This is a genomic window from Zarconia sp. (genome assembly GCF_057467645.1).
The window spans coordinates 33,435-59,499 of record NZ_JBRJXU010000173.1 but is presented as its reverse complement, the minus strand read 5'-3'; the positions used below and the strand labels follow the sequence as shown (position 1 = coordinate 59,499).

Here is a 26,065-nt window from a genome sequence, read left to right as displayed (position 1 = left end):
GCGGGGACACGGTGACAAGCAGTGGAGAGGGCAAAGCATTTGGATCTGTCTGATTTCGTTTTTCCCAAACTTAATCGCCCAAATGCTTGTGTCCCTAAAGACCCCCGCTCCAAAATCCCCACTATCCCCCGTGGCTGCTAAAGGACTACAATAGAAAGCTGACCGTTAAACAGGAAATCGACAAAACGAACAATGGTAAAATTGCGACTGAAGCGACTCGGTAAGAAAAGAGAAGCCAGCTACCGGATCGTGGCGATGAACAGCTCCGCTCGGCGCGATGGCCGGACCCTCGAAGAGTTGGGTTACTACAATCCCAGAACCGACGAAACGCGCCTCAACGTTCCGGCGATCGTCACTCGATTGAAGCAGGGGGCACAGCCCACCGACACCGTGCGTCGAATTTTAGAAAAAGCGAATGTCTTCGAGCAAGTCAAGGCAACTGCCAATGCCTAATGCTGGGGCAGAACCGGATTACGAAGGGCTGGTGAAGTTTCTGCTCGAACCTTTTCTCGAATCCCCCGATTCCTTGCGCGTGGACTGCGAAAGGTCATCGAGCAGACCGAAAGTTTTGATTCGCGTGGCTTTTGATGCTCCCGATAAAGGTCGCGTCTTCGGTCGGGGCGGGCGCAACATTCAAGCCATCCGCACTTCCTTAGAGGCGATCGGGCAAACCGTGGGTCAATCGGTTCATTTGGATATCTATGGTAGTTCGGGGTCGAGTCGCACTTCCTCGGAGCGCGGCGATCGCTCTTCCGGACGCAGAACTTCTAAACCCAAGGTTGCCCGTCCGGTTTCTCGAAAGCGAGACTCGGACAATCTAGATTAAGGTTGGGCACAATTAAGAATGGAGAATTGAAGACTGCCATATTTTCCATTCTTAATTTTTAGCTTTTCTTTGTTGCATGACCCAAAACTTTTTCACAATTGAATTACCGTCTCTAGAAAGTACGATCGCCCTGGGGGGAGACCGGGAAGAAAACCTCAAACTCCTTTCTCAAAAAACCGGGGCCACGTTAGTGCTGCGGGGACAAGAGTTATCGATTTCCGGCACCCCATCCCAAGTCGAGCGCACCAATCGCATCATCCGATCGCTCGCCCCCTTTTGGAAAGCGGGAAAAAACATCTCCTCGGTGGATATCCAAACGGCGATTCAGGCAATCGATACGAACCGCCAAGATGAATTACAAGACCTGCGAGAAGATATCATCGCTCGGACCCGTCGCGGCGAAAACATCCGAGCCAAAACCTTCCGCCAAGGGCAGTATATCAAAGCCGTCCGCAAACACGATTTAACCTTCTGCATCGGTCCGGCTGGAACCGGGAAAACCTATTTGGCGGCGATGCTGGCGGTGCAGGCACTGCTCGACAAACAATACGAACGGCTGATTCTCACCCGTCCGGCGGTGGAAGCGGGGGAACGGTTGGGATTTTTGCCTGGGGATTTGCAGCAGAAGGTGAATCCTTTTTTGCGTCCCCTGTACGATGCGCTGTACGAACTGATCGACGCGGAAAAAATCCCCGATTTGATGGAACGGGGGATTATCGAAGTGGCCCCGATTGCTTATATGCGCGGTCGGACTCTGAGTAATTCTTTCGTGATTCTCGACGAAGCGCAGAATACGACTCCCGCGCAGATGAAAATGGTATTGACTCGGTTGGGATTTCGATCGCGCATGGTAGTGACGGGGGATGTCACTCAGACGGATTTACCCACCCATCAAACTTCTGGATTGGCGGTTGCCGAAAAAATACTCAAAAATGTCGATGGGATTGCGTTTTGTTACCTGTCCCAAGCCGATGTGGTGCGCCATTCTCTGGTACAAGCGATCGTGAAAGCTTACGAGAAGTACGAGAAGAAGTGAAATTGGGCAATTGACAATTGACAATTGGTCAGCATTCGCCAGTAATAAGTAATAAGTAGGAGTCGTATCGGTTAAGCCCGAATTCAGCCGAATGCGCGCCTCTCGATCGATCGATAAAAAATCAGGTCCAATTCATTTGTGGAATCCTTCGCTCGGAAGTAGAGGTCAAACTTATTACTTATTACTTTCAACTTATTACTTGTGAACCCCTCTCCCCCTCCCTGCGTCTAGAGCGTCTGGAGCGTCCCCGTGTCTTCCCCCGCTCCCCATCCTCCCCTGCTCGCGAAATAGTCTGTAACCATCCTGAATATAGCGATAAGATGGCAGCTTACCCGTCTGGGGTACTGCGATCGCTAGTTATCTCGTCTATACTATTAGCTGAGAATTGAAGGATTTGCAATCTCTGGGTGGATCTCAATGGCAAATCCACATGCTAAATCTAGAGCAAATCTATAGAGTAGGGACTCGCGCAACCCTACTCCTGGGGCGTTATTTTCTGGCTTTTCTACTCTGGTATATCTATAACGTCTGGCATTTAGACAACAGTCGATCGAATAACCTGTAACTCTCGTGTTACCGGAATTTTTGGCTTTAAATCGTCAATTAACCTCTAGACTCTCAAATTCGATCGGGATAGAGATTTGACAGTTCGCGGGATGAAACGGGTCTTTGAATTTGTCTAAACTCCCATTCACGCCCTCGATCGCATTTCCGATGGTCGGTGAGGTTTACAAAAAGATAGTTATCTCGATCGAGGGCGATATTTTACCGCGCGCTTTTTTGGGTTCTCAAACAATTGCGATCGATCTGAATATCTATCTATAGTATTTCTCGAATGGATAAGGTACAGACGATCCCCCTAAATTCCCCTTAAAAAGGGGGACTTGAGATTCAAAATATGTCTTCACTGAATTGAGCATCGCGATAAATCCTAATTTTGAATTTGTTGCATCGCTCGATGTTACAAGTTTGAGAATCACAAGTTTCAAATCACCAGGGTGATGCCCCGAGCCTTGTCTGCAAACTATTGATTGGGGAACTCAACATGACCACTTTTTTCGATGCTTTCATCTCTTACGGACGACCGGATAGTAAAGAATTTGCGATCGCCCTCAAAGAGCGTTTAGAACAACAGGTTTTAAATATTTGGTTTGATTTCGATAATATTCCCTATGCCGTCGATTTCCAAAACCAAATTAATGATGGAATTGAAAGGGCACATAACTTTTTATTCATTCTCTCACCCCATGCCGTTAATTCACCCTATTGTCTCAAAGAAATCGAACTCGCCATTCGGTATAAAAAGCGGATTATCCCGCTATTGCACGTCGAGGAAATAGATCGAACGATCTGGCAACAGCGAAACCCAAACGGAACGGATGAGGAATGGGAAGCTTACCAAGCCCAAGGGTTGCATTCAATTTTTTCCAATATGCACCCGACAATTAGTAAAATAAATTGGGTTTATTTTCGAGAAAAAATAGATAATTTTGAGACCGCGTTGACAGGATTAATTGAATTATTAGGTCAACATCAAGAGTATATCGAAAAACATACTCATTTACTGGCAAAATCACTCAACTGGGTTCGCCATCACAAACAAACTCGGTACTTATTAATTCAGGAAGAGAAGCACCAGGCACTATCTTGGCTGAAAATCCGGTTTCAAGACGAACAACCACCTTGTATTCCATCAGATTTACATTGCGAATATATTACTGAAAGTCTCAAGAATGCCAATAACTTGATGACTCAGGTTTTTATCTCCTATGCTGAGGGCGATCGAAACAGAATGGAGGTAATTTGCAAGCGTTTGCGACGGGAAGGAATTACCGTTTGGCGGAACGATCGGGATATTCAAACGGGTGAGGCTTTCGAAGAAGCGATTTACCGGGGCATCGAGCAGGCAGATAATATTATTTACCTGCTTTCGACCGCTTCGATTGATTCCTATCGCGCTCGCCAAGAATTGGATTACGCCTTATCTTTGCATAAGCGGATTATTCCGATTTTACTCCAAGAAATTCCGCCAAAACAAATTCCGATCGCCCTACAAAGTTTGCAGTATATCGACTTCACGGATAACGAACGAGAAGAAGAGCGCCGACTCGATGAAAGCCAACTCCTGAAGGTTCTCTATCTCGATGCCGCGTACTATCACGAGCATAAAGTCTTCCTCACCAAAGCTCTCAAATGGAAGCAACAAGGGGAAAACCCCAGTATTCTGTTGCGAGGGTATAATTTGCGCAGTGCCGAAACTTGGTTGCAGGTGGCGCAGACGCGGATGCAGCATCCCCCCACGCCGTTGCAAGCAGAATTTATTACCCAAAGTTTGCAGCAACCGCCACTGGAATCTCTTGATGTTTTTATTGCGTATTCCCGTACGGATTCGGACTTTGCCCGGAAGCTGAACGATCGGTTGCAGATGCAGGGAAAAACGACCTGGTTCGATCAGGAAAGTATCGCTTCGGGTACGGATTTTCAGCGGGAGATTAATCTAGGAATTAAAGCCTGCGATAACTTCTTGTTTATTATCTCGCCGCGATCGATTCATTCGCCTTACTGTGCCGATGAGGTGGAGTATGCAGCATCCTTAAATAAGCGCTTCGTGACGGTGTTGCATCGAAGGGTAAAATCGGTCGATTTGCACCCAGAACTGGCGAAAGTACAGTGGATCGATTTTAATGGTCACGATGGGGATTTTAACGCCAATTTCAACCCCTTGGTGCGAACCCTCGATACCGACCGACAACACGTCCACAGTCATACGAAATGGTTGCAACGGGCGCTGGAGTGGGAGGAAAGAGACCGTAGCGATGACTTGCTGCTGCATGGAAGCGAGTCGGCTTTTGCCAACAAATGGTTGCAGCACGCCCAACAACAGCTTAAAAAACCCGCAGCGACAACCCTACAAAAAGAATTTATCGAAGCCAGTCAAAATGCGATCGCTGCGACCCAAGCAGAGGAACAGCGGCGACGAGATGAAATGCTGCTGCAAGAAGAACGGACCAAGGAAGCAGAAGCACGACTAGCCCAAGAGAAAAAACACGCCAAACGACAACGGAAAATTGTTGCTGCCTTGAGTTTGCTACTCGTTACTGCGGTAACCGGAACTCTGGTGGCTTTTAGTCTGTGGAGGGAAACGAAAATTATCAAAGAAAGTTATATGTCTTTGGCGAGTCGAATTTCCTTAGTGCTTTCGGAGAACAATCGCAAGTTAGATGCCCTCATCGAAGCACTTCGGGCTGGGAAACAGTTGCAAGAGCAGCCACGGGTTAGCCAGAACACTCGAAGTCTAGTTTTAAGCGCGTTACAGACTGCAGTGTATCGATCTCGATTCCAAGAAAAAAATCGCTTGAGCGAACATAAGGGTGCAGTCAATAGCGTCAGTTTTAGCCCTGACAAGCGCCCTGAAGATCGGATAATTGCCACGGCCAGTAGCGATGACACGATTAAACTCTGGAGTCATGAGGGCGAGAGGCTTGAGACCCTAACTGGGCATACGGGTACGGTCGCAAGTATCAGTTTTAGCCCCAACGGGCAGATGATTGTGAGTGGGAGTTGGGACAAGACGATTCGACTCTGGAGTCGCGAGGGTGAGCCACTTGGTATTATTGGCGAACACGATCGCACGGTATACGGCGTGAGTTTCAGTCCCGACGGTCAAACCATTGCCAGTTCGAGTCAAGATGGAACGGTTAAGCTATGGAACCTCCAAGGCGAACTTCTCCAAACTCTGACCCATCAAAACGAAGTCAGTAGCATTAGTTTCAGCCCCGACGGTCAGACGATTGCCTCAACCATTTACGACCCTCCCATCATCACCCTCTGGAGTCGGGAGGGTAAAAAACTAAACACCCTCGAGAATCACAATGCTCCGATTCATACGGTCAGCTTCAGCCCCGACGGCAAGACAATTGCTTCGGGTGGAAACGATCGACAATTGATTCTCTGGGATGCGGAAACCGGCGTCCGGCAACGCACCATTCAAAGACATGATGATGCGGTAAAGAGCGTTGCCTTTAGCCCCGATAGTCAAACCATTGCCGCTGCAAGTCGAGATGGCACGGTCAAACTCTGGGATCGAGAAACCGGTAGCTTGCAACACACTCTTGAAGGGCACAAGCTTCAGGTGAATAGCATCAGTTTCAGCTCCGATGGTCTGACGATTGCTTCTGCGAGTACGGATTCAACTGTTAAACTCTGGAATCTTGAAAGTCAGACGCTTCAGCATCTCAACGGACACACAGATTTAGTCCAAAGCATCAGTTTTAGCCGCTATGGCAAGCGCGTGGCGACGGCAAGTGATGATAGAACTGTAAAAATCTGGAGCCGCGAGGATGACGGTGAATGGTTCCTAGACCAAACTCTTCCCCATCCCGGTTGGGTTCGTAGCGTCAGCTTCAGCCGCGACGAACAGACGATCGCGACGGCAGGTCAAGGTCGCACCATTCGACTTTGGAGCTATGAGGGTAAACTTCTCAGAGAAATTTCCCACGATGATGGGGTCAATAGCGTCAGTTTCAGTCCCGACGGTGAGAAAATCGCCGTTGGCAACCAGGATAATACCGTAACACTTTTGAATCGGGAGGGCGATCGACTTGGCATTTTTAAAGTGCATGAAGATGAAGGGGATGACATACAGGTTTTGAGCGTCGCCTGGAGTCCTGACTCTCAGAAGATCGCCGTCAGCACTCAGGAGAACCCGGCAGTCACCCTGTGGAGTGCGAGCGGTCGGCAACTTGGCACCCTTGAGGGGCATCAGCAAGAAGTCCATAGCATCAGCTTCAGCCCGAACAGCACGCGAATTGCAACGGCGAGTGTGGATGGGACGGTGAAACTCTGGAGTCGCGAGGGAAAGGAACTACACACCCTGGTGGGGCACGACTATACAGTCAGGAGCGTCAGTTTTAGCCCGAATAGCAAAGTTGTTGCCTCCGCCAGTGATGACGGAACGGTGAGGCTGTGGAATCTCAAGGGCGAGCCACTTCATATTTTGAGAGGTTATGACAGACCGGTTTATAGCGTAGCTTGGAGTCCCGACGGCAAGATTCTTGCCTCTGGTGCGCGTGGCGGAACCGCGATTCTATGGAATTTAAAAGATTTACAGCTCGATCGACTGATGGAGGATGCTTGCGATCGAGTCAGAGATTACCTGACGTACAATGCCCCAAAGCGCGATCGCACCCTCTGCCCCGATATTGAGAATTGATAAAGCCAGACAAATCTCCGGATATAACTGAATATAAGTAGATATAAGTATACGCATTCGTCCGTGCGTTGTTTTGATGTGCTTACTGTCTGTGTGGTCTTGACATCGCCCTCGCAATTCTCACAATCTAGAGCTGCCTTTTTTCCATGCAACACCCTGTTTCGATCGAATTTGAATCTGGCCCCACCGCCAAAGCCCTCTATCCCCAAGCCAATACAGACCTCGAGAGCGCCCTAGAATTGTTGGGACTCAAAAGCCCCCGCTTGGTACTAGTGGTGGTGGGGGGAGCCAGTCTCTTGAGCGATGCGGCTCGGGAACGGTTACGATCGCTCTTTCTCGATGTTCTCGCTCCCCTAGCCGAGTCCTTAAATGCCTGTGTCGTCGATGGCGGAACCGATGCGGGGGTGATGCAGATGATGGGGCAAGCACGTCACAAAATAGGAGCCACCTTTCCCCTCATCGGTGTCATTCCTGCGGGTTTGGCCACTTTGCCGAACCAAGAGCCTCCCGCAGCGGATGCAGCTCCCCTCGAACCCAATCACACCCACTTTTTCTTAGTTCCGGGTTGCCAGTGGGGGGACGAATCCCCCTCGATTGCGGCGATCGCTCAGACCCTATCGGGCCCTTCTCCTGCGGTTACCGTGTTGATCAATGGCGGACAAATTACCTGGGTGGATGCCGCTCAAAGCGTGGCAGCGAAACAACCGGTGGTGGTGGTTGCCGGTAGCGGACGGACGGCGGATATTCTGGCAGCCGCGTTGAACGGGAACGTCACGGACGATCGCGCCCTACCCTTGATAGAATCGGGTCTGCTGCAAGCAGTGGATTTGCACGATCCCGAAACGTTAGAGCGAGTCGTCAAACAGATTCTGACTGGGGAAACTGCCCTGAGCGGTGTCGGTTGTGGAGATTCTAATAAAATGCAATAGCCTCCGCTAAAATCACGGGATGGAGAATAAGACAATGGGTCAAATCGTAATTGTCTGTATTGAATTTTCAACTGTCAGTTGAAAATTCAGTTGCATATTTGTCATCTTTCAATCGAATAAAAGTTGGGCGCTCCATTAACTGGGTAATATATTGTTTAACCGGGCTGTCTTCTGGCATCATTCCCAGTTTTAAAGCCCAAAGTAATACGCCCCCCGTCACCACATCCGCTGCGGTAAACCGATTTTCAACCAAATAATCTCGATCGTGCAATCGTTCGTTCAGCGGTTGACACACTTTATCAAACCACTGCAAGGCTTCTTTCTGAGATACTTTGGTGCGATCGCTCTTGGGCAAAACTTTCTCCGGCAAATCCGGCAGCACGTTAAACATATACTGTTCTACGGGCGCTTCGAGGGTTAAAGAGGCATAAAATAACCATTGATAATAATATCCTCGGGCGGGACTTTGTGGCGGGGGCGCTAACTCTTTTTCCGGATATCGATCGGCTAAATAGGCGCAGATTGCTGCGGATTCATAAATCGTCACATCTCCATCGACTAAAACTGGAACTTTGCCATGGGGATGGAGTCTTTGATACTCGGGCTGACGGGACATTTCCATCGTCACCGGGACGAGTTCGTAGGGAAGATTGAGTTCTTCTAAAAGCCAGCGAGGGCGCACGGCTCGTGTTGTGGGTATATAGTAAAGTTGCATCAGGGATTTAAATTAAACAAACGGCTTAAAATAATTAAAAATTAATTCAAAAATTAAAGTCCTTAAAATAGAAGCATATCATAAAAATTGAATAAATCAGTCGGGTGAGTATCTAGCTTCTGTCGCGATCGAGATACTCCCCTAATAGATAAAAAATCGCTCTAAGGTCGATAAGTATTCAGCGCTCAAATATCTGCTTTTAAATCACCAAAATTGCTATTATTTTAAATAAGTTTATCGATTGAACAAAATTAATTATTTCCTGAGTTTAAACCGTTTTTTTTGCGGAATATTTACGGCTGGAATAAATTTAAGGGAGACGAAAAATTGAAAACTTCACTTACAACAGAAATTGAATCTATTGTTGCCCCCTGGATTGCTAAAAAAGAACACATCAATCTTGCGATTGGGGTCATTCAGAAGGGCGAGCGCTGGGTAAAAGGCTGGGGTTCGTTACCTTCAGCATCCAATCCTTCAGACTCGATTGCTCCAGAATTAAAGACGGTCGATGGCGATACAGTATTTGAAATTGGTTCGGTAACGAAAGTCTTCACCTCGACGCTGCTCTCATTATTGGTAGAAAAAGGAAAAATCGAGCTAACCGCACCCCTCTCGAAATTTGGAGACAACTACAAAAAAATTCCCGACACCGTAACTTTAGAAAGTTTGGCAACCCATACCTCGGGCTTACCCAGACTGCCGGAGAATGGCGCTCTAGCCGCTCGCGAAAACCCGGATAATCCCTATGCAAACTATACCTTTGAAAACCTAAACGAATACCTGCAAAACTACGATGGCAAGCCGGGAAAAACCGCCGGAAGCATCAGTTATTCCAATCTCGGTGTGGGGATTTTGGGGAATATTCTAGCCCACCAGTGCGATCGCTCCTATGAAGATGCAATTATAGAGCAAATTTGCCGTCCCCTGGGGTTGAAAGATACCAGCATCACCCTCACCCAGTCGCAACAGTCTCGATTTGCGTTGGGTTATCTCGAAGATGGGAAACTCACGCCTCACTGGGATTTGCCGACGTTTGCTGGGGCGGGTGCATTGCGATCGACTGCGAACGATTTACTCACGTTTCTAGAAGCCAACCTCCAGCCGAGTCAAACCCCCATAGCGGAGGCGATTCTCAATACCCACAAGTTGCGCCACCAAACCTTTGCCCCCACTGGCGGATTGCTAGGGTTGCTAGGGGGGATGGCGAAATGGATGCGGCGGTTGCAGGGTAGCCCCCTGGTGAAACGGGAAGAAATGGGTGTGGGTTTGGGGTGGTTTGTGGAGTATATGCCCGGTGTCGATCGCAACGTTCGCAATCACAATGGGGGAACGGGAGGACATCGATCGTTCTGCGGGTTTATCGAGGAAACGCAAACCGGCGTGGTGGTGTTGTCGAATTATGGGGAAATTCTATCGAGTATGTTCGGGCGATATTCGATCGATACAGTCGCGTTGAAGATTTTGGAAACGATTAACTCGAAGGATTTCGATCTTACACAGGGGTAAGGTGGGCAGTTGGGCGATCGGTTTCAATATTTAATTGTGACAAGAAAAACTGTCCACCCTATGACTGTAATTCCCCCTCTTGGGAGGGGTTAGGGGTGGGTTCAGAATCGCATCGCACAAGTTATTTCATCCTCATTCCTAAGCCCACATACCGACGAGAAAAACTGCCCACCCTACAACAACTCACTGAAGATGCGCGAATAGCAAAGCACGTCGCTGAGTTCGGGATTGCCTAAGTTGGGAAATACCAAATATTGCCGCAGTGTACCTTCGAGGGCAAACCCGCACTTTTCCAATACCCTCGACGATGCCCAATTTTCGGGGTGGCAATGGGCTTGGAGGCGGCAAATCCTCAGTTTGGGGGCAATGGCGACAATTGCCCCGAGTGCTTCCGTGGCATAGCCATATCCCCACGCATCTCGGGCGAGGACGTAACCCACAGTTGCCTGCAAGGGGGTCTCGAAATCAAAGCCGGTACTGCCGAGAAGGGTTCGCGAGTGGCGAGATTCGATAAGGTACGGGCCGCCGGGTGAGTTTGCCCAAGCCGCATCGCTAAATGCCAAAAACGATCGGGTTTGTTCGATCGATTCGTGTCTGGGCCACCCCAAATACCGCGTAACATCGCGATCTCCCCCATAGCGCTCGAAAATCATCTCCGCATCGGTGGGTAAAGGTTGGCGTAAGATGAGGCGATCGGTTTCGAGGGATTGAGGTGCTTTCATAACGTCAGTTCGGGATAAAAAGTGTCGGGTGAGGGTGGGGTTGGGGTGTAGGGAATAGAGTTTCCGGTGACCCCCGATCCTTGGAGTCTCTCAGACCGAGTTGGGGGATAATATCAAGTTCGGTTAAACACTTATAATTCCTCGTGAGGTGAGCAGGGGGAGTAGGGGGAGCAGGGGGAGCAGGGGGAGAGAATTTCCAACGGATTTGATGTTTTTCATAGATGCCAGCATTTTTTGCTGTAATCGCGCATCCTACAAAACCGCCCCCAAAACCTTTAACATCTCTTGCTGAGGAAAACTCAACCCCCTCACCCCCGAAATCTGCATTCCTTCGTAAATGCGGGGGGCTTTCCAGGTTCGATCGCACTTTCCATCGGGCAGCGTCCAAAACTTCACCGTCAGTTCCCCACTGCCACTCACCAAAACCCGATGATTCGGACTAAACGCCACGGATGTTACCCACATCTGATGACCTCGCAACACTTGCAAGCATTTGCCGGTGGAAACCTCCCACAATCGCACCGTTCCGTCTTTGCTGGGGCTGGCAAGAATCTGTCCGTCGGGGCTAAAGGCGATCGCCATCACCCAATCTTCATGTCCTGCCAAAACCTGCAAGCATTGCCCGGTGGAAACCTCCCACAGCCTTACCGTCCCATCGACACTCCCACTTGCGAGGATTTTGCCATCGGGACTGAGGGCAACGAACCACGTCCAATGGATATGTCCGCTAAAGGTTTGACATTGCTTCGTTTCCAAATCCCACAGACGGACGTTGGCATCGAACGCCCCCACCGCAAGCTTTTTCCCATCCGGGCTAAAGGCGATCGATTGGATGAAATGACCCGATAGCGTATCGAGAACGGCCCCAGTGGCCAGATCCCAAAGCCGCACCGTCCCATCCCAACTGCCACTAGCGAGAATTTTGCCATTGGGGTGAAACGCTACTGCCGTCACCGTTGCCGTATGCCCTTGCCAAATCTGGCGGCAGGATCCGGTTTGGGCATCCCAGAGACGAACGCTCAAATCGCTACCCCCACTGGCGAGGGTTTTGCCATCGGGGCTGAAAGCCACGGAATAAATCGTCCCGCGATGTCCCCAACGGGTACGAGAAGTTCCCGTTGCCACCTGCCAAAATCGCACTGCCCCATCTGCACTGCCGGTAACGAGGGTTTCGCCATCGGGACTGAATGCCACCGAGGCGATCCAACTCATTTGGGCTTGAATGGTTTTCTGGCAGGTTTTCGTCCGCAAATCCCACAGGCGAATGGTAGGATCGTCGCCACCACTGGCGAGGTGCGTCTCCTCTGAGTTCACCGCCAAACCGTAGATGGTGCTGGTATGACCCCTCAACGTGGCGATCCGATCGCCCGTACTCACCAGGGCAATACAAATGGTGCGATCGCTGCTACCACTGGCGAGTTGTCGCCCCCCATCCAGGAATGCCAGGGCAAAAATGGCGTGGGTGTGGGGGTGAATTTCTCGGATGCATCGCCCGCTTTTTGCCTGCCATATCCGAATCGCCTCGTCGCATCCTGCCGTTGCCAACCACTCGCCGTCGGGACTGAATTTGACTGCGCGCAACCAGTCCGTATGTCCAATGAGGATATGGATACAGCGTCCAGTTGCCGTATCCCACAGCTTAGCCGTGCGATCGTCGCTGACACTGGCGAGAATTTTGCCATCGGGGGAGAGAGCGATTTCCCACATGGGTTGAGAATGGGCCCTCCAGGTTCGGACAGTGTTTCCGGTTGCTAACTCCCACACCCAAATCCTGCCATCGTCTCCCGCTGCAAATAAACGATCGCCCTGGCAAGAAATGGCAATCGATCGAATGCAAACCCCATCGGTGTCAAAAACCCGATCGCATTGCCCCGTCGCCACCTCCCACAACCGCACGCTGCCATCCTCGCTGCCACTGGCGAGATACCGCCCGTCGGGGGTAAAGGCGATCGACCAGACATTATTCGTGTGTCCCTCAAACACCCTCACCAAGAGAGTTTGAGTTACATCCCACAGCAAAATACGACCGACAAAATGCCCCGTTGCCAAAAACTTGCCATCGGGACTGAATGCCACGCTGGTGATGATGCTATACGCTTTTGCCAGTTCCGATTTCGACAAATCCGCATCGGTGAAGTTCGCCCCTTGCAAGGGGGTATATTGTAAATCCGCCTGCCAAATAACCAAATTCGAGAAGTCGCAATCGGTTAAATCCGCCTGGAAGTGGCACAACAGATTGAGGAGATTTCCCGCCAGATAACCGGGTTCGCGAGGATGCTGGCGGCGCAAGTTATCGAGGATGTCGTGCAGTTGCGTTTCGATCGCTTCTGGCGTGTGAAAATAGGCGAGGAGTTCGTCTACCAGGGGTTGGAGGATGAGTTGGCGTTGAGTGGCGCGGATGTAGTCTTTGGTTTGGGCTTCGAGGAGGGCGTGATGCCACAGCAGTCCCGAGGGGGGTGGGTTGCCGCCGACAAGTTCGGTGCAAGCGCCATCGATGAGTTTTCCGGTGACGAATTCCATTACCACCGGCTGCAGGGTGAACCGGGGGGATGAGTTTGGGGCGGCGGGTTCGCGAACGGAGACGCACAGGGAACGGCGGTGCAAGGATTCCAAGGCTTCGAGTAATTTGGGACTGGCGATGGGGAATACCAGATGCGATCGCAACTGCCCCAGGGAAATGGGTTCGCGCACAGTTGCCAGCCAGTACATCAGTTCCCGTTCTGAAGCCGACAAACGCCCGAATTGCTGTTCTAGAAGAATCCGCAAGCCGTTAAAAACCGCAATCCCTTCCCCTAAAAACGCCTTCACATCCCCGGCAAAGATATCTCGAATCGCCGTGGCTACCATTTTCAACCCCAGGGGATTGCCTTGGTAAAATTCCACCAGCCGTTGGTATTCATCGGCTTCCCCCGCCAATCCCTTCACTTCCAGCAAGCGAATAGCATCCTCTGCCCCCAATCCCGGCAAAGGAAACGTTCTCACCGGCAGGGTATCCCCTTCAAGGGCAGCAATTTCAGCCGGTTTTTCCCGACTGGTTAAAATTAAACAGCTTTGATGGCAGACTTCCCCCACTTGCCGCAGCAGTTCGGCGTATCCTTCGTAACCGGCGCGAGGCAATCCGGCGACGTTCTGGGCACTCCCTAAGAGAGTTTCCCAATTATCGAGTACCAACAAGCAGCGGCAACTGCTCAAATATTCCAGTAATTGCGCAATTTGGCTGCCCAGATTTCCCGTTGGCAGGTTTTCCGGCATCAGGAAGCCGAAGATATCCGCAAGTACGTCCGTTAAAGGAGGTGCGTTCCGCAGCGATCGCCACAGGATACAATCGAAATGCCCTTGGAGTTGTTGGGCGAGTTTCACCGATAGGGCGGTTTTGCCCGCGCCCCCCATTCCGAGCAAGGCAACGATTCGGCAGCGATCGCCCAATACCCACTGGTTCAGGGTTTGCAACTCGGCTTGTCTGCCGTAGAACGCACTAATATCGACGGCTTCTCCCCAATCTATTCGCGTTGCTTTGTCGGTTGTCGCTTTAGCGGGGCGAGTGTAATCTTCTTCCGTCAGTTCCAATTCAAAGCTGCGAAAAATGCGATCGAGGGTGCGCTTGTCGAGTCCGATTTGGCGATCGAAGATTTTGGCGATCGTCTTCGGATCGAGTCCCACGCGCTGGTTCAAGTCTTCGAGAGTGTAGCGTTTCCCGTCGCGATCGCCAACTTCAGAATGTTCGATCGCCCCTCGCAGTCGCGCCAATCCGATACGAGAGAGAATCACGCCTCGCCTGCGCGTCGATTTGCACTGCACCATCGGCAACTCTCCTATCAACCAGACGATTTGCGCTGTTTTGCCCGATCGATTTCCTGTTGCAGTTTCTCAATTTGCCGTCGCAAAGATTCTGCTTGTTCTGCTTCAGCAGTGGCGACATCGATGCTACCGTCTTCCCCTTCCCGTTGATAGTTACCAGTGCGAATTTGCCGGTATTCCGCCGACTGCCACCACTCTTGCAAATAGGAAATGCGATCGACGGGGAAGGGGTGAGATAAAATTGAGCCTTGCGCGCCGTTGTAGAGTAAAAATTTATAAATTTGATTGAGGCTATCGAGGTCGAGTTCTTGATAGCGTTCCGATTGTTTGACGAATTCTTTTAAGCTAATTTCGTTGGCATACTTCCCGCTCCCTCCAGCGAGTTTCATCATCGATCGCATCACTGGATTTAGATCGTCTAGAACCAGCAAAGACGCGCGATCTGCCGAGAGTTCGGCTTTTCTGCGCCATTCGTAAAAGGCGTAAATCAACCCCGTGCCGATAAAGTTACCAAATCCAAAGGTAAGTTCGCCAATATACGTAGCCGTGGAAATTGCCCACAGCGCCATCTGAATTAAGATGGTATGACCGCATTTAATATGCCCGAGTTCGTGAGCGATGACCGATCGAATTTCCGCTTCTTCCATCAAGTCGAGCAATCCGGCATTGAGAGTAATCGACGGATTTTCTTTGCCTAAAGAATAGGCATTCGCTAAAGGCGTTTGAGAAATGAATAAAGAGGGTTCCGGGGCAATATCCAAATCCCGAACGCACTGGCGAAAAATTTGATACACCGTTGAATATTGGCGCGGCCCCACTTCGATACTATTGCCCATGTTGTAGACAAATTGCGGGCGTTCGTATACGAATTCCACAAACTTGCGCGCCACCAGATCGAATCCAGGAAGACTGCGTAGGGTTTCTTCCGCTTCGCGATCGAGGGGATGGCGCAAGGCTTCGCTGGAAATTCCGGGGTAGGTTGGCATAGTCGCAGGATGACCTAAAAGGCGAAACTCTATCTATGATACCTCCCCCCTCTGAGTGTTCGCGATCGAGCCTTAGCCGAAAGAACTTATTCAAAGCTGGTGAGTTTCCGGGAATCGATCGGGTGGAGATCGGGTCTAATGGTGACGTTGCGGTAGAAATATCAACTCTATCGCTTCTGACGGTTGGAGCTTCAATAATACTCCCACGCCTAATCTCAAATTGAATCCCAACATTTAATCCCAGTTAAACTTCCGCCCTAAAAATTCTTCTAATTGTTGGTTGTAAGGTCGATAGAAGTCTTGCAAACGAGAGAGTAAATCAGGATCGATATCCTTGGGATAGTTCCCGACATTTCTGGGAGTATAACTAATATTACGATCTTCGGGTAAACCGAGAAAATTAAAAACCTGTTTCATGACTCCTGCCGGATCTTGAGCTAAATCCTCATTGCTTAAAATGAGAAATTGCTCTCGAGAAAACAGTTTCATCCATCTTTCTAACAGATAAATGTATAAACCAGATTTTAAAATATCACCCTGTTGATGTCTGGGAATGTCGCTAATTCGAGCTGATTTTCGACCGATATCTAGCTCATTTAAAGAAATCTTTAGTGAAGTAGCAAGAGAATGTTTGGGTCTATTACTTTTTAAATGATGATAATAAGCCGAGATAGCTCGCTTAACTGGATGTCGGAGAATCGCAATCAGCTTAATATTGGGAAACCAGTTATATACGATTTTCTCAACCCCTGGAACAATATTTGATGTGCTAGCTTCTCCTGTAATAAATTTGCTATCATCCGCTCGAGGCGGGAAATGAGCTAAATATAGCCTTTTTTCTGGTTTCAATAAAGACCAATCTTCTGGAACTTGAATTCTATCTAGCTTAGGGACTAATGTCTTTAAATACTGAGGTTCTTTTTGAACGGCTGGCAAAAGTAAAGAGTGCTGGGACATATAATCATAGAGTGCAGTGGTGCCGCACTTAGCTACCCCAATGATTAAAAAGTTAGGCTCCTTTAATTTTCCATGCTCCCAATGCCGATCGACAAACTCAGGATAAAATTCCTTTAATTTGAGATAAATTACCTTCTGGTAGTAGGGAACTGCTTCAGAAATTTCGCCCATTGCTCCGAGTAAGTACCCGATTCTAAAATATTGAGGAGGTTTAACATCTATTGTTTTTTTAAGATTTTTGTTCAGTATCTTTTTCAATAACTCTCTATTTTCTATAGAAGCGAGTTTTAAGAATTCTGATTCAAAATACTTTCGTGGTAAGTTGGGTTTAATTTGCAAAGCCTTGAGGCGATATTCCCATGCTTTATCCAGATTTCCTTGTTCCTCAAAAAGCAAAGATAACTCTAGCAGTGCAGGCCAAAAATTGGCATTGAGTTCTAGGGCTTTGTGATAACATTGTATCGCCCGATCTAACTGAGCTATTTTGGAAAAGTTTAGTCCTAGATTATAATGAAGCCAAGGCTGACTTGGTTGAGATGCAAGCGCTTTTTCAAAAAATGCGATCGATCGATCGAAGTTTCCTTGTCGAATGCTGACCTTGAGAAGAATTTTTCCCAGTTCTTCATGAGCGATTTCCATGTTTTCTGATGAAACCACATCAAAAGAGTCTTGATAAATCTTAATGGCTTTATCTATATCGTTACTTTTAGAAAAAAATCGTGAATAACTATTTATTAGTTTTTTAATAAATTTTTCATTATTGGGTCTTAATTGAATCAGCTTTTGAAGACAATCGATTTCCAAATCAAATGCATTTTGCTTTTGATAAATTTCTGCCAACTGAGCTAAGGGTGAAAAAAATTCCGAATTCAGTTGAAGCGCTTGCTGGTATTCCTCAATAGCTCTATCTAGTTTTCCTTCTTGTTTAAGTTGGTTCCCCCACTTTAAGTGTTCTTTAGCCGTTGTTGACTTTTTTTTTCTTCTCATCATTCTAAATTTAAAGTCCTAGCAGATTCTATCGCAATTCAAAGATGCTGACTTTCAGTATCTTGATTGACTATAAAATAATGCATTTACTATAAATATTTTTGGCAAACAGGTAACAACAGCTTAGCTGCATCTTCATGCATCTCCGGGGAGGCGTAACCAGTATTATATTCTCCTTGTTTATTCGTGACGGGTTCCCCAGTAAATCGGCTAATTAATTTTTGAGGATACCCCCTCAATGAGTGACATTCTACAAAGTCATCAAAGTGATGAATCACTCGATCGACAGTTTCTCGATTAATAAAATGTGGAAAACCCTGATGTAAGCTGGGAAAATCTAGATCGTAATTATCTTCATAATCAAGAGAATGATGAGATAAGTAAAGTAATATCTTTGGAACTTTAATTTTTTGAGTCAGCTTAATGTAATCCTCTACAAAACTATTTCTCATATCGGTAATGACACCTCTAAGAAAAGGTCTATCCTTTTTAAAGTACTGAGATAATTCTTTCATAATCTGAGGACTACTCAAGCTTCCAAGTCTAGCCGGTCGATGCAGACGACTTGGATGAGAACGAGCAGACATCACTAGAATAATCGCAAATCTAGCATCATTAACCAAGTCAATGAGTAAACTATTATCTTCTTGATTCAATAACGTAGCTCCACAACCTGGCATACCGAGGTTTAGATTAGGTAGACCCAGATCTTGTTCCAAAAGCCACAAATAAGGTCGCTTTGTATAGCAACCAAAAGTTGTCGCAGGTCCTAAGCCAACAAAGTAGCAACTTTTTTCTAAAGGAAGGGGTTGAGGACCGCGAAATCCAAAAACCTTGTTATTTTTTTTATCTTCCATCGGATATATTTGATAATCAACAATATCAATATCTCGACGTTGATACGGTTGAGGCATTCCTTCACTAATTGGGCTTCCTGCTGTAATTTGATTGATTGTAATTTGATTGATTGAAAGCGCTTTTAAATAACAATTTTCTTCTTCTTTATTCTGCCCTTTCTCCTGAAAAATTTTTCCTAGCTTAATATAGATCCGGGCAAGATTTTCTACATCTTTCAACTCATTAGGTTGATATTCAAGAAGACGTTTTAGATATTCAATTGCTTGCTCGTAATTTTTCAGTCGATCGTGGATCTTTGAGAGTTGACGAAGTGCTATAATACTATTAGGCTTAACCTGAAGGGCAAGATTATACTGTTCGATCGCTTGCTGAAAATTCTTCTCCTGTAAAAATTTTTTTCCTTGATGAAAATAAGATTTTAATGTGTTCATATATTTTTTTGAGCTTTCATTGATGTTTGGGAGCTAGACAAAGTATAGAACGAAGCCAGTTTTTTCAGATTTTCAAACCAAAGTACGCTAGCTCTGGTCAACTTTTAATAAAGCCTCAATTACCTTTCAAACAGATTTAAATTTCAAGGAATACAACAAGTTAGATATCGTTTATTGCATATTTTTTTATAATTTTCTAGCTTCTATTTGAGAGCATCAATCTCATTCCAAATTTCCTGGAGTAACACTAACATTATTTCAAATTGGGTATCATGAGAAATCTCTGAGATATGAAAGCTTGTGATTTCTTTCTCCTGTGGTTCTTCATAAAAAAGTTGTCCATCTTCCCTTGCAAGATATTCTCGTGCAACATTGCTGTTAGACTTGGAAAATATTTTTAAAATATCGAGTGATTCCGAGCGACTTAGCTGATTAAACTTATCCTTATTAGATTGATTTTTTTGATAATACTTTAAAATAGGTTCTAAAAATCTTCCTTGTTCTTTACCGGATTTTTTTACGATATGATTATCCAAAGTATTCGAAACATACCTCAAGATTTCTAAAGTTTCATGACTTGGAGAGCCATGCAATTCTTGTGGTTTAGTAAACTTTTCTCGATCGTATTTTAGCAATTGAATATTATTCAAAAAATCCCAACAAATATGCTGCTCGTGAAGCTGTTGTTTTTCTAATGGTCGGACAATGACATTATCGATATTAAAGCAATCTGTCCACGGCTTTAAGTGTAGGTCAAATTGAAAGCGCTGAGAGAGTTTTGAGTTGACGTTCTTAGCTTCTCGTAAGAAATTAGAAAATGGACCTCGATGACCACCTTTGATCAGCTGAGTATACATAGACTGAATGAGAGAATCTTGCCGTCGAAGGTAGACAATTAATTGAGTTTCATAAGGTTGAAGTTCCTGTCGTACTTTCTCAATCGAATCCGGTGGTAAAGACTCAAAGTCTTCTGAACTTAAGATAATATTATTTACTGATTTCGACTCAATTTCTGCATGCAAGTCTTGCCAAGTTCCATGCTTATTGCTAAATCTTGGATCGGGTCTCACTTGCCAGGGTAAATTATGATGACCGAAGTAGGTCATTCCAGACTCTGGATATAAATACCCATAATTGAGCAATACATTCTTATTTCGACTCAAAAAGTTTTGTAACGTTGTGGTTCCCGTTTTATGGAGACCGATATGTAGATAAACTTTTTTAGATTGACTTTCCATAGGTTTTAATTAATTCACTAAAGACTAAATGAGAGTATAGCTTAACTCGGATACCAGTCAAACGATCTATTTAAGTATGCTTCTAGTTTCTGCGTATGTGGTTTGTAAAAGTTGGAGATTCGATCGAGGAAACCTGGATCTAGGTACGATGGATAGTACCCAACATTTCTAGGTATATACTGTATCTGCGTACAATCTGGCAAATTCAAAAAATCAAACGTTTGCTTCATAATATTAGCTGGATTTTGTAAGAGGTCTTCATTTCTTAAGATGAGAATTTGCTCTTTTCCAAATAAATCAACCCAAGGTTTCAAAAAGTAAATATATAAACCTTTATGTACGTATCGAAAATCTTTGTGATCGGCAACAATTTGAGATTCTAAATGCTCCATTTTTTCAAGTATTTCCATCTCTGTATTCATCACCATCTCAAAAGAACGTTGCTCTTTTTTTCCTTTTAAGCCTTGCTCGTAGTGAGAAACCAAACGTTTTGTTGGATGTCTTAGTATAACGATAAGCTTTATTTTTGGGAACCAAGAGTGCACGAGTTTTTCCATTCCTGAATGAATTGTATCAACACTCGCTTCTCCAGTTATAAAACGCTCCCGATCGGGTCTAGGAAGAAAATGTGCTAGGTAAAATCTCTTCTCTTCATCTAATAAGGAAAAATCACCGGCTTCGCTCATTTTTTTGAATGAACCCTTAAAGCGATTAAAATAAGAAGGTTCTTTGGTGATCGCAGGTAAAATTTGAGGATGTTGTACCAAATAATCATACAAAGCCGTCGTTCCGCATTTTCCAACTCCAATAATTAAAAAATTTGGCTCTTGCGGCTGACTAATAGCCCAATATTGACGAATAAAATCAGGTTTAGTTTGCTCGACTTGATGATAAAGACATTTTTGAGAAATGGATATGGCTTCCGAATAATTTCCCATATCTTTCAACTGCTGAGCGACATATAAACCGCCTGATTTTAGTTGAGAATAATCGATATGATTTACATAATCACTAAAGAACTGATTTAGATCTCTATCTTTCTGAGCATAGGGTAAATTTAATAAGTAGTAAGGATGTTGAAGATTCGGATTAATCGCTATTGCTTCGAGAGCGCAACGTACCGCTTCATCATATATCCCTTGAGCTTTAAGAGCTAGTCCTAGTTCTACCCAGGCGTTATATGATTTAGGGTTAATTTCTAGAGCTTTTCTATATGAATCGATCGCATCACTATATTTACCTTGACGCGATAAAACTAAGCCTAAGTTATAGTGAAACCAGTCAGAAGTAGGTTGCCTATGTACTTCTGCCTTCCAAAAAGCAATCGCAGGTTTGAACTCCTCTTTTCTGACACTCAGCTTTAGAATAACTTTGCCAATCTCTTCATAAACTTGACCAATAGGTTTTTCGAGGTTTGGATCGGTTTCTGAAATTGTAAGACTTCGAATGATTACTTTAGAAATGGCTAAAGCTTCATCAAGCTGGCTTACCTTAGACAAAACATTTTTAGACACCCCAGAAAGCTGACGAATCACTTTCAGCGCTTGAGGCTTGACTTGTATCGCACGCAAGTAATAGTTTAGAGAGCTAGAAAATTTTTTTTGATTTTCATAAGTCTCTGCTAGTTTATTGATAACTTGAAAAAAATTAGAATTTATCGTTAGAGCTAATTGATACTTTTCGATCGCATCTTCTATCTTTCCGGATTGCTTAAGCCGATCTCCTTGGATTAAATAGGATTTAGCATGTTTCATTTGTTTTAACCGACTCCATGGAACGAAACTTTAAAATGGCTTATGCGAAGATTGCTATCCAATTTATTGATAAAATTTGATGATTTAAAATTTATTGTTTTCCAATCTTATTTTCTTGATTCTAAATCGAGCTTAGGATTGTACTTAAGTTTTTCGTGAACTGTTGAGGAGAACATTCAACTTTAACTCTGCCTAAAGCATTGATTCGGATTTGATTCCAAAGATTTGAATCTGTGTAAAGTCTAACACATTGTTTAGCAAATTCTTGCGCGGTATCAGCGATTAATAACTCAATTTCATTTCTCCATCCAAGCTGCTGAGCAATTAAAGAAGTTGTTACCATTGGAATTCCTTTCGCAGCAGCTTCATGAGCTTTATGGGGAATTCCCGCAGCAAAGCGAGTTGGAACAACAAAAATTCGAGAAGAGTTATATAAATCTGTTAAGTCCTCAACTCGACCTAATAGCTTAATCGAAGAGTTTCCAAAACTTTCGACTTTTTGATTGAGTTTTTCAACTTTATTGGTGCCGGCGACAATTAAATTTACACGTTCTGGTATTTGTGATTGAATTAATGAGAATATTTCTTCCCCTAACCAGAGCACTGAATCAGCATTCGGAGATTGAATATCATAGATAGCTCCTACAAATAAAAGGTCTTTGCGATCGCTAAATGATTTTTGTGTAGGAACAGCCGTAACAGAATGACCTAAGACATGAACATTAGGATATCCATATTCAATAAATTTCGATCTTTCTTTCTCAGAAACAGAAATAATAGAATCACTTCTCTTGGCAAGCTTTAATTCTTCTTTTATCTCAGCTTCGATCGCCTCTTGCGATAAAATTTCTCCACCCAAACGCTTTAGCTCAATATCTCTCAAACAATATAGTGCTTCTGCATCGTAGATGATTTTAGCACTTTGTAGATATTTGTCAGACTGCGGAATTTTTTCCAGATGTTCCATATTATGAGGTCTGCTGACAAAGACCAGATCGTAGTATCCTTCTCGCTCTTGCAAAAAATTTTCTAACTCAGGTAGAGTATAGCCATTCATAACTTCTACCTCATGAGAAATATCTGAATAAACTAGCTCCCAATCTTCCTTAATTAGTAAATCTGTTGGATAAAGGGTTACGAAGAAGCCCAGATCGATCATGCTTGAAAGAATACAATTTCCTCGGGTATAGCCAGACCCTAAGAAAGTATGTGGGATTTTATCTTCTAAAAAGAGTATTCGTTTTCGGTTTTCTCGAGCTGTGCGCGCAAAAATAATATTAGGAGCTTCTGGTTTTAATTGGTGACTTAACCAAGACTTATGGCTTTCTATAAATAAATTTTGATTTCGCTTTTGAAGCTCAATTGCTTCACCACTTGCCTCGGAGCTTTTAGAGCTCGCAAATTCATAATGCAAGATCGAAATTCGGGGATTGTAGATAATTCTTTTTCCCGATCGAAGAAGTCTAACGCAATAATCTGTTTCTTCATAATATGCAGGCTGATAATTTTCATCAAACCCACCCATATTTAAGAATAAATTACGGTCGGTTAGCAAAAAAGCACCCGAACAGTAATCAACGGAGCGTTCAAACATATACTGAGGTGCAGTGGGAGAATCTCCTCTTCCATAACCCAAACACGAACCATCTTCCCAAATAATACTTCCAGCTTCTTGAAGAGTCCCATCTGGGAGTATTATTTTCCCACCAACAGCTCCAATATCAGAAGCCGACTCGATTGTTTCTATGGCAATATTTAGGCTATCTCCTAAAATCTGCGCATCATTATTTAAAAAGAGTAAGTAATTCCCCCGAGCAATCTGGGTCGCTTGATTGCAAGCCAGTAAAAAGTGTAAGTTTTCCTCATTATAGATAATTTTTGCACCTCGAACTTGTTGAAGGAGGTTTTTAGTTAAATCTGTTGAGCAGTTATCAACAATAATAACCTCAAGAGATTTAAATGAGCTTTTTGAAATAGATTCTAAACAACTTAATGTGAGTTCTGCTCGGTTATAGAGAATTAGTATTATACTAATTTTTGGCTCGTTAATTTCTGGAAAGCATAAATAGCTCTTTGTTGATAATAGATTTTCTAAAAAAATTTTATTCAAACAATCTAAGGCTGTCTTAGCTTGTTCTAGACTAGAAGGGAGTGTATCGTGTCCTGCATACTTGAATATTTCTTCGATTTTTTCGTGGACGCAAGGCAAGTCTGGATTTAGACCCATTGCCTTTTTGTACATAAAAATTGAATCACTCCACTTTTTTTGTTTTTCAAGGACGGCTCCTAAATTATAGTAAGACCATTCAAATTTAGGATTAAGCTCTAAAGACTTTTCATAAAAAAAAGCGGCATTTGACCATTGACTTAACTCAAAGCAGACATCTCCTATATTGTGATAAATTTGCCAATAAATTGATTGAATTTCGACAGCTTTGCTACAGTCAGATAATGCTCCACTTACATCTCCATTCCTGACTTTTGCTTCTGCTAATAATCGATAGATTTCTGGATTAGAAGGGTCTAAATCTCTGGCTACACTATAGGATTTAATTGCCTCATTGAATTGCTGGGTAAAACTGAATAAATTTCCGAGGGTAATGTAAAATCCAGAAGATTGTTGTGAATTTAACTCAACAACTTTTTGATAGCTAAGAAGGGCTTCTTGAGGCTTGTCTCGGCTCTCTAGAGCTTGTCCTAAAAGTAAATAAGTTTCTGCATCGCTTGAGTTTAGCCCGATCGCCCTTTGATAAGCTTCAACTGCTCCATCCAAATCTCCTTGCTGATTCAATGCAAACCCTAAATGCCGATACACCCAAAATGGCGATTCGGTATCCACTTCCACAGCTTTCCGATAGACCTCAACAGTCTCCTCCAACCTCCCTTGTCTCTCATAAATTAGTGCCACCTGATGTAATGCAGCCAGGTTAGTGCTATCAACAGCTAAAATTGCGCGATACTCGACTAGAGCTTCATCCAAGCGCCCTTCCTGCTGTAACTGTCGCGCTCGTTGAGTTAGATCCCTATGGTTGACTTCCTTACGAGCAAGTAGAACCCCTAGCAACTTGCGAATACCCAAGTTTTCGGGTTCTAATTTCAGCACCTTTTCGTAAGCTAAAATCGCCTCGTCAAAATTTTCAAGCTCCTTCAAAGCGTCAGCCAAATTTAAATAAACCCAACTGGGCTGATTGGCATCGAGTTCGATGGCTTTTCGATAACTTGAAGTTGCCCCCTCGAAATCTCCAATTTTTCCTTGAACCTGTCCCAATAAATTGTAAGTATTGATATCCTCGGGCTGTAACGAGATCGCCTTCTGATAAGCCTCGATCGCTTCTTCTAAATTACCACTCTGGCTCAGAGAATATCCTAAATGTCGATAAATCCAGAAAGGAGGAGTCTTATCTATTTCAATGGCTTGCTGATAAATCTCGATCGCTTGGAAAAACTGTCCTTGACCTTCACAAATTTTAGCCATCTGATGTAATGCAGGAAGGTATCGCCCATCAATTTCCAAGATGGAGTGATAACGCTCGAATGCAGCTTCTAGCTTCCCTTCAGATTGAAGCTTTTGGGCTTGCTGCCATCTCGTCGTAATAATTTCCAATTGTTGTTTGGAGTCTAACATACGATCTCCTCCGCTGACTACGATAACTCGGAGTGAAGTATATTTCTGGTACTTAAAATATTAAATTTTTGCGATTGCATAAAAATTTGGCAAATAAAAAAACGTCGCAAATTAATTATTTATTTTTGATTTTTGGTTCTGAAATAAACGTTCAAATCAAAAAAAATTAACGTAATAAAGTTAACAATATTTAACGAATTATCGTAGGAATTTTACAGACGTATCGGTAAGCCACTTACACTTTTGGCTTTACAAAATAAAAACTCTTAGGTATTATTTCTCAATAATACTCAATTTAACTAAAGTCTAAATTTCTGTTAACGCACTCCTACTTCAGAACTTAACGAAAAAAAAAGAAAACGTCAATCTTTTTCAGAAAAATACGAGAAATTACTGTATCTCAAAACTCAGATCGGAAACTATTAACTATGTCTCTGTATTTACACTCACAAAATGATTGACAGCAAACATTCAGGTTCATAGAG

15 protein-coding genes are annotated in these 26,065 nt (G+C 44.8%); 6 read left to right on the top strand and 9 right to left on the bottom strand.

Going from position 1 to position 26,065, the window contains the following annotated elements; genetic code table 11:
* Positions 1 to 192 precede the first annotated feature (192 nt).
* The 5 genes from rpsP (at position 193) to AC2215_RS25885 (ending at position 8,003) form a co-directional block, all read left to right on the top strand.
* Positions 193 to 453, top strand: a complete 261-nt coding sequence (gene rpsP, locus AC2215_RS25905; RefSeq protein ID WP_486812922.1) for a 30S ribosomal protein S16 — start codon at positions 193 to 195, stop codon at positions 451 to 453.
* A complete protein-coding gene (locus tag AC2215_RS25900; protein ID WP_486812921.1) occupies positions 446 to 826 on the top strand; it encodes a KH domain-containing protein in 381 nt (126 codons plus the stop codon). The genes rpsP and AC2215_RS25900 overlap by 8 nt, the downstream gene beginning before the upstream one ends.
* Before the next feature lie 76 nt (positions 827 to 902).
* Positions 903 to 1,862, top strand: a complete 960-nt coding sequence (locus AC2215_RS25895; protein WP_486812920.1) for a PhoH family protein — start codon at positions 903 to 905, stop codon at positions 1,860 to 1,862.
* A gap of 1,045 nt (positions 1,863 to 2,907) precedes the next feature.
* Positions 2,908 to 7,074: a toll/interleukin-1 receptor domain-containing protein gene (locus AC2215_RS25890; protein ID WP_486812919.1), complete on the top strand. Its 4,167-nt coding sequence runs from the start codon at positions 2,908 to 2,910 to the stop codon at positions 7,072 to 7,074.
* Positions 7,075 to 7,220: 146 nt separating this feature from the next.
* Complete coding sequence (locus tag AC2215_RS25885) at positions 7,221 to 8,003, top strand: hypothetical protein (protein WP_486812918.1); 783 nt, start codon at positions 7,221 to 7,223, stop codon at positions 8,001 to 8,003.
* Positions 8,004 to 8,070: 67 nt separating this feature from the next.
* On the opposite strand, the gene AC2215_RS25880 is transcribed toward AC2215_RS25885, so the two are convergent.
* Positions 8,071 to 8,718: a glutathione S-transferase family protein gene (locus tag AC2215_RS25880; RefSeq protein ID WP_486812917.1), complete on the bottom strand. Its 648-nt coding sequence runs from the start codon at positions 8,716 to 8,718 to the stop codon at positions 8,071 to 8,073.
* Positions 8,719 to 9,045: 327 nt separating this feature from the next.
* On the opposite strand from AC2215_RS25880, the gene AC2215_RS25875 reads away from it, so the two are divergent.
* Positions 9,046 to 10,224 carry a serine hydrolase domain-containing protein gene (locus AC2215_RS25875; RefSeq protein ID WP_486812916.1) on the top strand — a complete coding sequence of 393 codons (1,179 nt, stop codon included), beginning with the start codon at positions 9,046 to 9,048 and terminating at the stop codon, positions 10,222 to 10,224.
* Positions 10,225 to 10,397: 173 nt separating this feature from the next.
* Here AC2215_RS25875 and AC2215_RS25870 read toward each other — a convergent pair whose 3' ends face one another.
* The 8 genes from AC2215_RS25870 to AC2215_RS25835 all read right to left on the bottom strand — a co-directional run bounded on the left by AC2215_RS25870 (position 10,398) and on the right by AC2215_RS25835 (position 25,580).
* Complete coding sequence (locus tag AC2215_RS25870; protein WP_486812915.1) at positions 10,398 to 10,946, bottom strand: GNAT family N-acetyltransferase; 549 nt, start codon at positions 10,944 to 10,946, stop codon at positions 10,398 to 10,400.
* A gap of 252 nt (positions 10,947 to 11,198) precedes the next feature.
* Complete coding sequence (locus AC2215_RS25865) at positions 11,199 to 14,747, bottom strand: WD40 repeat domain-containing protein (RefSeq protein WP_486812914.1); 3,549 nt, start codon at positions 14,745 to 14,747, stop codon at positions 11,199 to 11,201.
* Between the two features lie 14 nt (positions 14,748 to 14,761).
* Entirely contained in the window at positions 14,762 to 15,730 is a 969-nt protein-coding gene (locus tag AC2215_RS25860) for a M48 family metallopeptidase (protein ID WP_486812913.1), read from the bottom strand.
* Between the two features lie 234 nt (positions 15,731 to 15,964).
* Positions 15,965 to 17,677, bottom strand: a complete 1,713-nt coding sequence (locus tag AC2215_RS25855) for a tetratricopeptide repeat protein (RefSeq protein WP_486812912.1) — start codon at positions 17,675 to 17,677, stop codon at positions 15,965 to 15,967.
* Positions 17,678 to 17,763: 86 nt separating this feature from the next.
* Entirely contained in the window at positions 17,764 to 18,963 is a 1,200-nt protein-coding gene (locus AC2215_RS25850) for a DUF6473 family protein (RefSeq protein ID WP_486812911.1), read from the bottom strand.
* A 203-nt stretch (positions 18,964 to 19,166) separates the two neighbouring features.
* Positions 19,167 to 20,201: a hypothetical protein gene (locus AC2215_RS25845; RefSeq protein WP_486812910.1), complete on the bottom strand. Its 1,035-nt coding sequence runs from the start codon at positions 20,199 to 20,201 to the stop codon at positions 19,167 to 19,169.
* A gap of 41 nt (positions 20,202 to 20,242) precedes the next feature.
* Positions 20,243 to 21,955: a tetratricopeptide repeat protein gene (locus AC2215_RS25840; RefSeq protein WP_486812909.1), complete on the bottom strand. Its 1,713-nt coding sequence runs from the start codon at positions 21,953 to 21,955 to the stop codon at positions 20,243 to 20,245.
* A gap of 121 nt (positions 21,956 to 22,076) precedes the next feature.
* Entirely contained in the window at positions 22,077 to 25,580 is a 3,504-nt protein-coding gene (locus tag AC2215_RS25835) for a tetratricopeptide repeat protein (protein ID WP_486812908.1), read from the bottom strand.
* Between the last annotated feature and the right edge of the window lie 485 nt (positions 25,581 to 26,065).

What these genes read in the sequence shown, in the direction of transcription:
- AC2215_RS25850 (WP_486812911.1), bottom strand. Translation starts at nt 18,963, where the DNA reads ATGAACACATTAAAATCTTATTTTCATCAAGGAAAAAAATTTTTACAG.
- AC2215_RS25865 (WP_486812914.1), bottom strand. Translation starts at nt 14,747, where the DNA reads ATGGTGCAGTGCAAATCGACGCGCAGGCGAGGCGTGATTCTCTCTCGT.
- AC2215_RS25845 (WP_486812910.1), bottom strand. Translation starts at nt 20,201, where the DNA reads ATGGAAAGTCAATCTAAAAAAGTTTATCTACATATCGGTCTCCATAAA.
- rpsP (WP_486812922.1), top strand. Translation starts at nt 193, where the DNA reads ATGGTAAAATTGCGACTGAAGCGACTCGGTAAGAAAAGAGAAGCCAGC.
- AC2215_RS25890 (WP_486812919.1), top strand. Translation starts at nt 2,908, where the DNA reads ATGACCACTTTTTTCGATGCTTTCATCTCTTACGGACGACCGGATAGT.
- AC2215_RS25880 (WP_486812917.1), bottom strand. Translation starts at nt 8,718, where the DNA reads ATGCAACTTTACTATATACCCACAACACGAGCCGTGCGCCCTCGCTGG.
- AC2215_RS25870 (WP_486812915.1), bottom strand. Translation starts at nt 10,946, where the DNA reads ATGAAAGCACCTCAATCCCTCGAAACCGATCGCCTCATCTTACGCCAA.
- AC2215_RS25840 (WP_486812909.1), bottom strand. Translation starts at nt 21,955, where the DNA reads ATGAAACATGCTAAATCCTATTTAATCCAAGGAGATCGGCTTAAGCAA.
- AC2215_RS25885 (WP_486812918.1), top strand. Translation starts at nt 7,221, where the DNA reads ATGCAACACCCTGTTTCGATCGAATTTGAATCTGGCCCCACCGCCAAA.
- AC2215_RS25895 (WP_486812920.1), top strand. Translation starts at nt 903, where the DNA reads ATGACCCAAAACTTTTTCACAATTGAATTACCGTCTCTAGAAAGTACG.
- AC2215_RS25860 (WP_486812913.1), bottom strand. Translation starts at nt 15,730, where the DNA reads ATGCCAACCTACCCCGGAATTTCCAGCGAAGCCTTGCGCCATCCCCTC.
- AC2215_RS25900 (WP_486812921.1), top strand. Translation starts at nt 446, where the DNA reads ATGCCTAATGCTGGGGCAGAACCGGATTACGAAGGGCTGGTGAAGTTT.
- AC2215_RS25835 (WP_486812908.1), bottom strand. Translation starts at nt 25,580, where the DNA reads ATGTTAGACTCCAAACAACAATTGGAAATTATTACGACGAGATGGCAG.
- AC2215_RS25855 (WP_486812912.1), bottom strand. Translation starts at nt 17,677, where the DNA reads ATGATGAGAAGAAAAAAAAAGTCAACAACGGCTAAAGAACACTTAAAG.